This window comes from Bradyrhizobium sp. BLXBL-01 (assembly GCF_051853025.1).
Lineage (GTDB): Bacteria > Pseudomonadota > Alphaproteobacteria > Rhizobiales > Xanthobacteraceae > Bradyrhizobium.
On sequence record NZ_CP182471.1, the window covers coordinates 1,728,547 to 1,742,562 of the forward strand.

Here is a 14,016-nt window from a genome sequence, read left to right on the forward strand (position 1 = left end):
CCATGAAGATAGCCCGTCATCCCATTGTTTGGTTCACGCACCGGATATTGTCCGGTGTCGTGGTGGTGTGGGCTGCGGCAACGTTTGCGTTCTTAATTCAGTGTGTGCTGCCTGGCGATCGCGCACAGATCATCATTAATGTGACAAGCGGCAACGTCGGGCCGGCATCCTTGGCAGAACTCGCGGCGATCAATGCGAAATACGGCTTTGATCAGCCGCTTGTGGTTCAATACGGAAAATACATACTGGGAATCCTGCATGGAGATCTTGGTGAATCCTACCAGCAGCATCGGCCAGTCGCAGGGATCATCGCGGAGCAGATCGGGCCTACGATTATTCTGGCGGTTGCCGCGCTGTTGATCGCATGGTTTATCGCCATCCTGACAACCTTGTTCATCGCCGGCAGAGACAACATATGGTCGAAGCTGCTCAATGACACGCAAGTCTTTTTGGCAACAGTGCCGCCTTACTGGCTGGCCACAATTTTGCTGGTTGTTTTTGCGGTAAAGCTGCGCATTCTTCCGGTCATCGGTGGAAATTCTCCGGTCGGGCTCATTCTGCCGACACTCGCGTTGGCTCTTGAACTGTCGGGCTTTTTCGGACAAGTCGTTCAGAACGAGTTCACGCGCGTGCTCGAGCAGCCCTTCGTCACGTCCGCGCGGGCCCGAGGTATGACTGATTTTGGCGTGAGGCTTCGCCATGTCCTGCGCCACGCCGCACTGCCCGGGATTACTTTGTCAGGCTGGGCGCTGGGCAAACTTCTTTCGGGCGCGATTTTGATCGAGGTGGTTTTCGCCCGTCAAGGCCTAGGTGGAGTCCTCGTCGCTGCAACGTCCTCGAGAGACGTTCCGATTGTCTCGGGAGCTGTTTTGATCTCTGCGGGCGTATTCGTTCTTGCCAATTTGATCGTCGATCTGACTTACCGGCTGGTCGATCCGAGGATCAAGTTGACATGAGCATGTTCGCCGAAGTCACCATATCTCGTTCGCTCAAAGAAGTCCTGGCCATCACGCGCCATGTTCCCTTCCGGGTTACCGTCTCTCTTATCATAATTGGCCTCTTTGCCTTCGCGGCCTTGGCCCCAAAGGTACTGCAGACGCACGATCCGCTCGCTATTGATTTGAGATCGTCATTGCAGTCTCCGTCGATCATTCATTGGTTCGGAACTGATCAATTGGGGCGAGATCTTTACTCTCGACTAGTCGAAGGGACGGGCCAATCCCTCGCCATCGGATTTGGCGCAACGGCGCTGAGCATGTCCATTGCGATCGTTTTCGGCGTCGGCGCAGCGCTCTCTGGTGGCGTAGTGGACAGCATCCTCAGCCGGATTGTCGACGTGCTCTTCGCGATTCCCACGCTCTTGCTCGCCCTTGTGTTCGTGACTGTTTTTGGCCCGTCGGTATTGACTGAGGTCATAGCTGTCGGAATCGGCACAGCGCCAGGCTATGCGCGCATGATCAGGGGCCAGATGCTTGCCATCAAAGGGACAGGGTATGTGGAGGCCGCCAAGGCGATGGGTCATCCATTTCCCCGTATTGTCTGGAGGCATATTCTTCCGAACGCCATGAACCCGCTGACGGCAATGATGACGATCGGCGTAGGTCAAGCGATTATATGGGCCTCAGGTCTTGCTTTTCTAGGCCTTGGCGTCGCTCCCCCGGCGCCTGAATGGGGCGCGCTGCTCAATGCCGGGCGCAACTATGTGATCTACGCCTGGTGGCTGGAGATCATACCCGGTTTGGCGGTGACGGCGTTTGCTCTCAGCGTCACCATCGTCGGGCGCCATCTACAGGACCGTCTGGAAGGAAAAACGTGAATGTCGCAGGGCCGCCCCCAGCCTCTCTTGCAGCAGGCAGACCTCCTCACGGTCGATTCGCTGCGCATTTCCTTCGGGCGGGGCAGCGCCCAGAATGCGGCTGTGCGCAGTCTATCCTTTTCCCTGCGGCCGGGACAATGTCTTGCGATCGTAGGTGAATCCGGCTCAGGCAAAAGTGTAAGTGCGCGGGCTCTCATAGGGCTCGCTGGTCGCCACGCCGATGTTCATGCACGCCAGCTGAGCTTCGAGGGGACGGACCTGATCGGCCTCAACGATCGTGCCTGGCGGCGCATCCGCGGCAACAAGATCGGCTTTGTATTACAAGACGCACTCGTCGCGCTTGATCCGCTTCGCCCGATCGGCAAAGAGGTTGCTGAAGGCTTACTCCTCCACAATGCGGTATCATCGCGCGAGGAGCTCGCGCAGCGGGTCATTGCTCTCCTTAAGCTCGTCGGTGTCCCTGAGCCCGAAACCAAGGCCGCGCAGCTGCCGCATCAATTATCGGGCGGCCAGCGCCAACGAGCTCTCATGGCTGCGGCACTTGCACTCGATCCAAGCGTCCTTATCGCCGACGAGCCGACTACCGCTCTCGACGTGATGGCGCAAGCTCATGTGCTGGCACTCCTCGAGGAGACCAAAACGAGGGGCAAGGCGCTGATCCTGATCAGTCACGATCTGGCAGTGGTCTCCCGCGTGGCGGACGAGATCCTCGTCATGCGAGGAGGCGAGGTCGTCGAACGCGGCCCCGCCGTCCAGATATTCAAAGATCCGCGACACCCCTATACTCGTCAGCTGCTGGATGCTGTGCCATCAGGCCGGCCACGGGGCTCACGGCTGTCACCATCGACTGTTCTGCGTTCGCCTGGCCGGCAAGCGCAGCGACCCGTGCAATCGTTGCCGCAAGCTCGTTCCATCCTGCTCGAAGCGACAGGTCTGGTGAAGCGCTTTGAGGGCCTGGATGGCACTTTACGGGCGGCTGTGGACGGCGTCTCCTTCGAACTGCGATCCGGAGAGACTTTGGGCATCGTTGGTGAGTCCGGATCAGGAAAGTCGACGATGGCGCGCATGGTCATGGCGCTCGATGTGCCTGACGAGGGAGCGGTTGAGTTTGCAGGCCGGCCCTGGACCACGCTCGCCGAACGCGAACGACGGCTTCGGCGGCGCTCGATATCGATCATCTACCAGGACCCTCTTGGTTCGTTTGATCCACGATGGACGGTCGGACGCATCATATCCGATAGTCTTTCGGGCGACATCGAGAGATGGCAGCGGCGAGAGCGCGTTATCGAGCTGCTCGATATGGTCGGACTATCCGAGGCGTTGCTGGACCGACGGCCGCTCGAGCTCTCCGGCGGCCAGCGCCAGCGCGTTGCGATAGCCCGTGCGATTGCACCAAATCCTGCCGTAATAGTCTGCGATGAACCGGTTTCGGCGCTCGATGTCTCAATCCAGGCACAGGTCTTGGATCTGCTGGGCGATCTGAAGGGCCGGCTGGGCGTAAGTTATCTCTTCATCTCGCATGATCTCGGTGTCGTTCGGCATATCAGCGATCGCGTCATCATTATGCGTCGCGGGAGAATCGTCGATAGCGGGGCCACTGAAGAGATATTTCGTAATCCACAGTCTGATTATACGAAGAGCCTTATCGCGGCCATGCCGCGCCTTGTGCGTGTTCAACGCAGTGGTCATTCAGCTACGATTCTCGAAGAAGGTATCGTGTGAATGTCTTCGAATTCGACTTCCTTTCTCAAAAATTGTCTGTCGCCGATCGCGGGGCAACCGCGTTTGCCCGCCATTTGGTCGCGAATTGCGCCCTCGCTCATCGCTTCGTCGGGACAATCGGTGGACCCCAGGTTTAAAGTGGGGACCGGCCGGCGCACGGAGCAGGCCCGGCCGAGTTCGAACATTGATTAAGCTAGAGGCCGGGCGATCCGCACGTGTGGAGTTGCAAGCTGTCGATTTCCTGCCTGCAAGGAGTGCGGCTCTTGCTCTCCTGCAAACGAGCTCGGGTCTCGCTTCACGACGGCCTAGCCATGGAGCGTTCCCGACAAAGACCGTGTTTGTCAGATTCGAAACATTCGGCGTCAATCTCGAATTTATGACGCCCTATTCAGCTCGCTAATTTCGACTGACGCGGCTGGCACGCTCGTTGCTACCGATGAGGTAACGCCGTGCTAAGTGCAGCCCTTCATGAACGGTCACTTTTCCGCCCGCAAGCCGCGGATCCATTCTGAAAAAGAAGCAAAGACCTAGTTTGCGCATTCGATTTGAAGGAGAGTGATGTGGAGTTTCCCAGAGCTGACGAAGTCAATCGCGCTGTCAGTTATATGGGCACTGTCAACGGATCGTTATCGAGGTTGGCGGGCTTGGTGAACAAGCGCACCGAGTAGCAGTGGGGACGCATGACTAGAATTCGGCTGACGTGTTCAAGCGTCGGCTGCGAAGGACACCGACGCAACAGGAGCCTCATCGACGCATCGTGTCGCCAATTCGCAGACGAGTTCACCACAAAGCGCATAGCTTGGGTGCAGGCCCAGCACAAAGAGGTCAATAACAGGACCTCCGAAATCCGGGCAATACGGAACCCTCGGCATGTCGCATAGGATCGGCGCTGATAGCGAGTGCACCGTGAATGAAGGGGCAGAGCACTGCTCAGATCCGAAGAACAAGCTTTCATCAGATGGCGAGTTCGTTCGATACTGGAGCCGAGCTGCCGATCGGCTGCGCGCAGTGGCTGCTGTCGGCAGGCGAACCGAGGAGGCGATCAAAAGGACCGGGATTGGCTTGCAGCTATCCTCCGAGAACTTTAGCGATCACGACCTCTCAGATTTTCCAATGCGACGCTGTACTCTCAATCGTGCGCAGCTCTACGGGGCAAAGTTGGATCGTGCAGATCTTTCTGAGGCGAACCTTATCTGTCCGGGGCTGGAGCGGGCAAGTTTCCTCGGGGCCAAGCTTGATTTTGCCTATATGCACGCGGTGGCAGCGCAAGTCTGCAACTTCGATGACGCCAGTCTGCGCAATGTAATTGATGCAACCGGAAGCCTGTTTCATGGATGCAGCATGAAAAGAACACGCTTTGACAACGCGATGCTCAGCGGTCTCCTCCTTTATCAGTGCGACGCGAGTGATGCTGCATTTGATGGCGCGGAGCTGCAGGGTTCAACTATCAATGAATGCTTCCTTCCTTCCGCTTCTTTTCGCTCTGCAAAGCTGAGCCAAGTCACGATCACGAAGGCGCATCTGGCGGATTGCTCGTTCTTCCAGTCAAAGGGAGAATGTTTATCGATCGTGCGTCCCACCTCCATCGATGGCCTTCTCTTGGAAGGTGCTCATCTTCCGTATCTGAGACTCTCAAAGGTGAGCGGGCGGATTCGGGCGAGAGCCCTGAGCGCCCCATTCGCTGATCTTCACCTGTCAAATCTCGCGAGCGCGGAGCTGGAACATGCGGACCTTACCGAGGCGCGGCTTCTGTCCGTAGGCTTGTCCGACGCGAATCTCCGCGGTGCTGTGCTCAATGGTGCATCTATTCATTCCTGTCAGCTAGATGGGGCGGACCTATCTCAGGCATCGGGCGAAAGCATTTCGATAACAGAGAGCACAATGCGAGCCGCCAAACTCACCGGTTTTCGCGGCCGCTGCGCCTTCGTACGCGACTGCGATCTCGAACATGCGGACTTGTCCCAGGCTTACCTCTACCGGTCGATGATCACTGGTGATCCGCCGCCATCAATGGCATTGAACCATGCAAATCTCGAAGGGGCCAATCTGGTTCAGGCATATGTCGCCGCGGGTATGACCGATAGCAACCTGGAGGCAACACGCGTCGCATACGTTCGCATGAACCAATCGTCCCTACGCAATGCGAACCTGAGTGGGATATCGCCGTTCCAGGCCAGCTTCGTGAAGGTCAACTTTTCAGGTGCTAAGATAACCACTTTCGAGCCACCGTTTTTTGCTGACCGTTGCCGGGGACTGCAGGTGGCTCTGGAGGGGGGGCAGCCGAGCGAGTCATCAAACTATCTGGCTGAATTCTCATCGTTGATCAGACGTGGCCGAGAAGGGTCAACCTGACTCGTTTGAGAACCGCAAGAATAGAGGGAGTCAACGTGCCAGTGCGTTTAGAACAGTTTGGTGCGGTGGTTCGCGCTGTAAGCGGGCGTTAAAGCTCTTTGGAGCTCGTCTGCCTGCGCGGCCTCACGCGGGATGCCCCGGCCGCGCATCTTACCGAGATCCAAGCGCTCCACTCTTTTGGCGTTCAAGAAAACTGGAGTAACAAAATGCATCTGGCAGGTCTTTCCGCAGGCAAGGCGTTCATCCGGGAGGTCGCAAGAACAGGTCAGACCATTGGCACGGTACACACCCTCGGCGCCCTGCATCTTGGGCATGCAGAACTGATCAGAAGAGCCGCCTTGGAAAATGATGTCGCTATTGTCACAGTGTACCCGAACAAGATCCAGCTTAGACCAGGTGGGAGCTACGATTTCAATTTGGACGATGATATTGGACTCGCCCTACGTTCGGGAGCGACTGCCGTGATTTCCTCGAACGACACTGAAATGTTTCCGCCTGGCTATCGAACCTTTGTATCGCAAGGTGACTATCATTTGCGTTTAGATGGGCCGGAGGCATGCTTGAAGGAAGCCGTAACCGGTGCAGTCCGCTGGATCTGCTATGCGCGGCCAACTCGCAGCTACTTCGGCCTGAAAGATATCGGTCAGGCGATCCTGGTGAAGCGCGCCGTCGCAGACCTCCTTCTCGATTGCGAGATAAGGTTTGTGCCGACCGTGAGATACAAGAACGGAGTGCCGATTTCGTCGCGCTTGAGGCGATTTAGCCGTTCCGAGCTTGATGAGCTGTCGTGCCTCTTCACGGCACTCAACCATTTAAGGGAAGAGATCGTCCGAGGAGCGTCGAGCGTCAAGGACCTGGTAGCGTCGGCTACATCCCAGATAAAATTTCGACGGTTTAAATTCGATTTTCTTAGGATTGTCGGCGCCGACAGCTTCGAAGATCTAGAGCAGGTCAAGCTCCCTTTCATAATTATTGGGGCGGCAACGGCCCATGGCCTGAGGGTATTCGATAATATCTACGTTCCAGATCAGGATACACTCCAAAACGGTGCTCCGGATCTGTGGATCGATCTGCCTGAGCGGTCCTAGGCAGGCCGTCATTTGATAGCATGATCTTCATAAAACGAGTGCGCTAGCTTGGCATTGAAACAACATGTCGAACAGAATCTGAGCTGATCGTCGGCAGTGAAGCGGCAAAGCGACCACCATCTGCCGGGGGATGAGCGATCGGCCATCGGGTGTGGCGTCTGTGAGCAGACGTGAGCTCCTAAGCGTGCCTATTCTGACCTTCCATATGATCGAAGCGGTCGCCAAGCGCCTTGGAGGCGCCAGCAACAGCTTTTTGAAGCCTTCCAATAGCGGCCTCAATCGGGCTGCAGGGTGGAGAAGTCAAAATTGCGAGTCTGGTCGATCGGATTGCGGTCTTCTGTATTTTTGAACTGGCGGGCTTCTCGTATGACAATGTTTAATCGTTCCTCCCCGAATGTTGTACCGCAAAACAGTGTGACAGATCGAAATCAGGCTCTTTGATTTTTGGTAAAAGGCCGAACTGGCGACTGCTCTCGACGAATCACGCTTTCGCACTATGTCGTCAAGATCGTGCGACTCGGAGGATACTTGGCAGAAGCCAACGATCCGCCTTCAGCAAATACCGTGATCTGGCGCGGACTATCGCGACTGACCGACATCGAACAGGGAACCGCAATCGGGGTAAACTTTACGAGTAATTGGAAGCAAGCGGAGTCCGTCAGTCGCCGTGGCTCAATGGCAGACTGCAGCTGAGCCTCATCCCGTCGATTTTCATTTCGAGGTGACCGTCCAGTTACTGAAATTGAAGTTCATTCCTCCTGGTGACGACGTAATCTCGGCGCCGTATTGGACGCTTCCAACCCTTATGTCGCCAAAGTAGCCCTTCGACTTGATCCATTCTAGGATACTCTTGATGTCCACCGTGCCGCTGTTGGTCTTCGATGTGCGAAGCAGCGAGATGACTTTGTGACCATTGAAGCCTTCGAACACGTTCCAGGTCGATCCACCTACGTTGACATTGCTGTAGATCGGGATCGCGGCCCCGGAGGGGGCGTAATGATAGGAAATTGGCTTAACGTTGCCGCCACCTTCCGGATTTCCGGTGTAGTTTGTCCAGAGCATGATCTCGTGCTCGTTTGAGCTGTCCCAAATATCATAAGCAGTGTCCCAAGCGCCGCCATTAGGCACTTGCTGGTCGAAGCTCGAGGTCAAACTCTTTATGGAGCTGAGCGGCCTTCCGATGTTGAAAGTCTCGTGCGGATAGCTCTTGATGCCAGGAGTGTTAGGCTGGTTCGACCACACGTCCCACTGGTTTGCGGCGTTCACTGAAATCGTCTGAGGCCCAGCGCCCGCCCCCCATACGTCGTTGTTCCAAGAGTAGATGCCGAGTGAAAAGCTCCCGTATGGAGCGCTAGATTTCCAAATCGGAGCTTTCGCCAATCCTGGGGCGGCAGCAGATGATGTTTTGACTTCATTCACGGCCTGCATAAATGGGTCACGATGCTCCTGTGTTTGGAGGTTTTCCGTGGGGGACCCGGGCGAGCCGGCACAACGTATCCGATTGGTCTCCAAAAGCGTCTCCTGTTCGTTGCAAAAACAAGTCTCCTGTGTCCCCGCCGAGCACGTGCCCTAGCTTCGTGGCCGGTTCAACCCGAGGCGGCATCGATACTCAGAGACTAAGCTGGGATGCTAGGAAGCTTGGCTTTCAAGAAGCTGACGAGCTCGGGGCGAATAATTGGGCTCGATCACGGTTCTTCGTCTCGGATGCGGGCCGTCGGGCCTGAGACAGAGAGACCGTTCCATTAGATGAGCGGCCTCGTTCGAACATAGTCAAAGCGAACGTCAAGCTGCGAGTGGGACCTCTCATTTCATTTGCCGGAGCTCGCAAAATCGGTTGTTGTAAAGTCATGCCTCAGCATCGATCGTGCCCTCATGGTCTCGCTGAATCGCTTCTCCATGGAGCTTGCGCTCAGAATTTGGCCCCGGTCTATCCTCACCTTTGTCGCTGCCATTCTGCTGCCGGAAGCTTTCGATCGAGACCAGGCTCAATCAACGTACCGCCCACCGAGAAATGATCGCTCGATAGCGGACGCGTGACCTTCGGTTGGGCTCCAAGGGCGTGCAGGAACTTGGCTGCAATCTCGCCTCGAGCAGCAGCTCGCGGGTTTTCGGGAAGGTCGAATGGGTCTCAGTCCGGATCGTCCGCACCAAGCCCAACAACCCGCGAACAGATGGAAGCCGACTGTTGTGGCTTGTCCCGCAGCCGGGAAGAGGGGGGACGATCAAAGAAGCACGTGGAAGCGGCGAAAGGCAAAAAAAGGGCCAGCCTTGTGAGTGTCTGTTCGCTTGACGTTGTCTTTCGCGCACAACCCTTATCCAGCCAGTGCTGGCAGCTCTCAGTGTTCCACTGAGTAGACAGTCCGAAAGTCAATGCAATTTTTACTGCCCGACATGGTAGGGCCAGGCGAGCTGATTGTGAGGTAGTCTGGTCGAGAAGCCCGTCGCAGCCAAGCGCCGCGGCAGCTCGAAGCGATGAGGCGCCCCTAGGCCGTAAGCTCTCGAGAGCAGAATCTGCAGAGATGATCATGTCCAGGCGTTTGGAAGATGATAGGGCCGACGATACGTGTGTTATCCCGCTCAGCAAGCTGGATGTAAGTGAGAGCAAGCGTTTTCAGGATGACCGCATATGGGCTTGCTTCGAGCGGCTGCGAAAGGAAGATCCCGTTCACTACTGTCAAAACAGCGCTCATGGTCCATATTGGTCCGTGACGAAATACCGGGACATCGTTGCGGTAGACACAAGCCACAAAGCATTCTCATCAGAGCGAGGTGTCACAATTGTCGACGTGCCTGATGAGCACTGGATGCAGAGTTTCATCAAGATGGGGCCTCCCAAGCACGCCGAGCAGCGCAATACCGTGAGCCCGATCGTCGGACCGGAAAGCCTGACGAAACTCGAAACCTTGATCCGCTCTCGAGTTAGGGCGATTCTCGATGGCTTGCCGCGCAATGAAGCCTTCAATTGGGTAGACTTGGTCTCCATAGAGTTGACGACGCAAATGCTCGCCACGCTCTTCGACTTTCCGTTTGAGGATCGGCGACTCCTGACGTATTGGTCAGACGTAGCTGTTACAGCTCCGAAAGCAGGCCATGCGATCGACAGCTGGGACAAGCGAAGCGCCATCTTGTCCGAGTGCCTGGACTATTTCACAGACCTTTGGAACGAGCGCATTAATGGCGAGCCGCGCCTCGACCTGATTTCCCTGATGGCGCATTCGCCCGCCACACGCAATATGGAGCCGAGTGAGTTTCTCGGGAATCTGATTCTGCTGATCGTTGGAGGAAATGATACGACGCGCAACTCGATTACTGGCGGCCTCCTGTTCATGAGCGAGTACCCCTCCGAATTGCGAAAACTAACTGACAGTCCCAAGCTGGTCTCGAGCGCCGTGTCCGAGATCATCCGATACCAGACGCCAATCGCACATATGCGCCGCACTGCCGCGGTCGACAGCATCGTAGGCGGGAAACAGATCCGGAAAGGCGACAAGGTCGTCATGTGGTACATCTCCGGCAATAGAGACGAAGAGGTCATTGAGAACGCCAACAGTTTCGTAATTGACCGGAAGAATGTGCGGCAGCACCTCTCTTTCGGATTCGGAATCCATCGCTGTCTTGGTCGACATCTTGCGGAACTGCAGTTGAGAGTCCTCTGGGAAGAGATTTTGAATGCGAGATTGGAGGTCAAGGTCGTCGGCGAACCCGAACGAATTGCATCCAACTTCGTGCACGGCTATTCCGCGCTCCCCGTGCGGATTGAAGCCTAGGCCCTGGTCGCGCCAGTCCGGACCGCCGGTGCGCGGTCGGTGTGGATTGATCTGAACTATCTTGTTCAAGCTGCGCAGATGGTCCGATCGACCGAAACAATTGCTATCGCCAGCTACTCATGAACCGGGCAGACGTTTGGAGTGCCTGTGAGAAGTGACATGTCAGGCGCGGGTCTCGACTTCCAAACGCCTGAAATGCCGAAAGGGCCTCAACGGCAACTCCGACGCCGGCTTTTCGGGTTGCCTTGGATAGCCGGAGCCGTTGGGGCCGACGAATTGATACTGAAGATTGTGGCGAATTGCAGCGATTCTCCTTGGCGAAGCGATTTTGTTGTTCCCCGAAGTGATTACCTCAAGGCACCTTGGGAAGGCCGTCAGTAATTTGGCAATGCCTGTGGCCGACGTTTCTCCTGATATCCTTCGGTGGCCTGTTCCTTATTTTCCGATAAGCGCTGGGCGACATGCATCTGAAGAATATCTGGATCATTGTCCCGAACTAGTGGGAGCTATTCTGGTAGTGGAGCCCAAACTAACCTTTCTGCTCTTTAGAGCCGTGCCGACAGGCGGTTCGCTGATCAAGGTGACGCTCGGTGTGCTCAGTACGCTTGCTGCTATATTTCTATGAGGGTGATTTAACCGACCTGGGCGATAGTTTGGAAGGCTACGCAACGTCGAGTCTGCTCAGTTCGGACGGCGAGAATGTTGTTGCCGATGGCCTCCGGCGTCTCGCCATAACAGTGTATTGGTAAGCTCTTAGGTCGAAATCTGTTTTCTGATAGCGGGACGCATGTTGCGAGCGCAGGGCCGCCGGTCGACATACGCCGGCCATTTCTGCTCGGCCAAAAATTGCCGTCCAGAAGGCCGTTGGAGATGACTTGGCCCAGTTCGCGTGAACAGAGGCACCGCATTGGGGCGGGATTATCTCGCGAACAGGGCAGATCGGGCCCCCGTCACGTCTCAGCTGATCACACGGGCACTGATGCGGCTAGTTCAGCAACACGAGGAGCTGGGATGGCAGAGCAACTCAAGGCGAGATTTTCTTTCTTGTGCGCCCGGATGAATGCTCTTGATCAGCTAGTCGTCAGCAAGGCGGTCTACCCAGACAGGCTGCGCACTCGCGACTGTTCGCGGTGATGCCCGGACTTATCCATTCAGTCGATAGATCTGATCAAGAAAATCAATTTTACTGCTTGCAGCGTCGTCATATAGATCGTCGAGAGCGGCTGGGGCTAACCTAGGAAAGCGATGTCTCGAATGAAAAAGTCTGTGTTAGTGACCGCGAGCGCCCTCGCGCTTGCAACGGCGGTGCTGCCTCCTTTTGCTGCAAAAGTTGCCGCGCAGCCGGCGCCGGTAGCCGATACATCATATCCTGAGTGCGTGGATGACCCGTTAAACGGTATCTGCGATCTGTTTTTTTGCTTGACCGATCCCTCGTGCGTCCGACACTGACAACGGGAAACATGTCAAGCAGAGAATGAGGATCGAGCCTCGTGCGGCCGCTGCTCCGACAGCGGTCGCATCCTCATGGCGTACGGTTGCGCTGGCAGATGGTGCAAGCCGCGCCTTCTTGTTCTCTAGACCATCAGGGTGACGGCTCCCTCACAGCCAGTCGGTGACGTCCGCCAATTGCGCAACTGCCGCATCGGCGAAAATTGGGTAAACGGCAACAAATCATTTCAGACGGCGACGCCGCGTTCCGACAGGAACCCTGCTCAATGTAAGGCTGCTCCGATCTTCAGGACAGATTGCTTTCTGTGCTATGCCCCCATAGCCGTCCTCCGCCTGGATGTTTCGCATTTCGGACATCATAGATGTCATCCTTACCTGTTCGGGTATGCTTAGGGCAGCGGTCGTGGCGTTACGGACGTTCGTCTATGGTCGGGCACTAAATTGAGTGGCGCCGTCTCCGGCATCATAAGCATGGCACAGAGCGCGGCCGCGCCCGCGAAAAGCATGTACCAGGCGGGCACGAGTGCACTCCCGGTAAGGTGGATGAGCCAGGTGACGATCGGTTGAGCGGTGCCCCCAAAAATCGCTATTGCAAAAGCGTAAATCGTCGCGAAGGCGCCACCACGAATGTGCCTGGGCAAACCTTCGGCCATGCTCACGTAGAAGGCGCTATACGGAATCGTTCCGATCAGAGTGAGGACGCCGAGACCTCCTAGAAGTGCGAAGGCACTGCGGCTCTCTGCAATCCACAAGAATACCGGATAGGTCATGAGCAATGCAGTGACCTGCGGCCATATCATGATACGTCGACGGCCTGCGCGGTCGGCGAGCAGGCCACCCAACAGTGCTGCGGCAATCCCCACCGTGTTGCTGATGAGCGTAGTACCAAATGCAATAGGCGCGGAAACGCGGAGGGTGTTCAACGCGTAAGTGGTCATATATCCTGTAACATAAGTAGTGATCGTGCAGCTGGCCAAGATGATGAATCCCAAGCTCATGATGCGGCCATCGGGAGGCGAACGCCCCACAGGCTGGGTGACCGGAACCGGCGCCTCGGGGCAGTGCAGCGTTTCGGGCAGGGCGCTCCGCAACCAAAGTCCAAACGGCAACGTAGCGGCGCCGAGCAACAGCGCGATCCGCCATCCGTACGCATTGAGCGCCTCGCTTGTCATGGTGAGCGAGAGTATCTCTCCAACCAACGCTCCGGCCGTCGCAGCTAACTGTTGGCTCGCGGGCTGAAAAGAGACAGCAAGCCCCCGGGCTTTGATGGGGGCTGCTTCCATCAAGTAGGCCGTCGTCGGACCGACCTCACCTCCGAGAGCAAAGCCTTGCAGCAAACGCGCGACGATGGCTAGTGACGGAGCGGCGAGTCCTATTGTCTCGTACGATGGCGTGCTGGCCAATAGCAGGACGGCGGCGCTCATCATGGCAAAGCTGGCGGTCATCGCGGGACGGCGGCCAGCCCGATCCGAATACGAGCCGAGCACGACGGCCCCGATCGGCCTGGTCACAAAACCCGCGCCGAAAGTTCCGAGTGACAGCATGAGGCTGGCGAACTGGTCAGTTGCCGGGAAGAACGCCTGACCGATCTGTATTGCGAAAAAGCTGTAGGTCCCGAAGTCGTAGAATTCGAAAATATTGCCGATGGTCGCGCCCAACACCGCGCGGCGTGTCAAGCGTCCGTCTGCCGGACCGAGGAGGGGATCCGGCCTCTCTCGAGTAAATTGCCTCGCCATTCCTCGACCTAATCTGGAGCGCGATGCCTAGCCCGAACATTTCGACCAGACCCGCAAAGTTGCATTCCACTTGCCCGAGCTCGTCT

General features: G+C 56.6%; 8 protein-coding genes and 1 pseudogene. 6 read left to right on the forward strand and 3 right to left on the reverse strand.

What is annotated here, in order from left to right; genetic code table 11:
* Positions 1-2 precede the first annotated feature (2 nt).
* From ACNJYA_RS08080 to ACNJYA_RS08100, 5 genes are all read left to right on the forward strand, one after another.
* Positions 3-956, forward strand: coding sequence for an ABC transporter permease (locus ACNJYA_RS08080; RefSeq protein ID WP_439402407.1), 954 nt, complete (start codon positions 3-5; stop codon positions 954-956).
* Positions 953-1,816, forward strand: coding sequence for an ABC transporter permease (locus ACNJYA_RS08085; protein WP_439402408.1), 864 nt, complete (start codon positions 953-955; stop codon positions 1,814-1,816). The genes ACNJYA_RS08080 and ACNJYA_RS08085 overlap by 4 nt, the downstream gene beginning before the upstream one ends.
* A complete protein-coding gene (locus ACNJYA_RS08090) occupies positions 1,817-3,538 on the forward strand; it encodes a dipeptide ABC transporter ATP-binding protein (protein ID WP_439402409.1) in 1,722 nt (573 codons plus the stop codon).
* 870 nt (positions 3,539-4,408) lie between these two features.
* Positions 4,409-5,890: a pentapeptide repeat-containing protein gene (locus tag ACNJYA_RS08095; protein WP_439402410.1), complete on the forward strand. Its 1,482-nt coding sequence runs from the start codon at positions 4,409-4,411 to the stop codon at positions 5,888-5,890.
* Between the two features lie 206 nt (positions 5,891-6,096).
* Positions 6,097-6,978: a pantoate--beta-alanine ligase gene (locus ACNJYA_RS08100; protein WP_439402411.1), complete on the forward strand. Its 882-nt coding sequence runs from the start codon at positions 6,097-6,099 to the stop codon at positions 6,976-6,978.
* A gap of 711 nt (positions 6,979-7,689) precedes the next feature.
* On the opposite strand, the gene ACNJYA_RS08105 is transcribed toward ACNJYA_RS08100, so the two are convergent.
* Positions 7,690-8,490 (reverse strand): glycoside hydrolase family 12 protein, encoded by an 801-nt coding sequence (locus tag ACNJYA_RS08105; protein WP_439402412.1) that lies wholly within the window; start codon positions 8,488-8,490, stop codon positions 7,690-7,692.
* A gap of 440 nt (positions 8,491-8,930) precedes the next feature.
* Positions 8,931-9,136 (reverse strand): annotated as a pseudogene (locus ACNJYA_RS08110) (IS5/IS1182 family transposase); the annotation flags it as partial.
* 367 nt (positions 9,137-9,503) lie between these two features.
* Between ACNJYA_RS08110 and ACNJYA_RS08115 the strand changes: the two are divergent.
* Positions 9,504-10,745, forward strand: a complete 1,242-nt coding sequence (locus ACNJYA_RS08115) for a cytochrome P450 (RefSeq protein ID WP_439402413.1) — start codon at positions 9,504-9,506, stop codon at positions 10,743-10,745.
* 1,838 nt (positions 10,746-12,583) lie between these two features.
* Here the strand turns inward: ACNJYA_RS08115 and ACNJYA_RS08120 are convergent.
* Positions 12,584-13,930 (reverse strand): MFS transporter, encoded by a 1,347-nt coding sequence (locus tag ACNJYA_RS08120; protein WP_439402415.1) that lies wholly within the window; start codon positions 13,928-13,930, stop codon positions 12,584-12,586.
* Between the last annotated feature and the right edge of the window lie 86 nt (positions 13,931-14,016).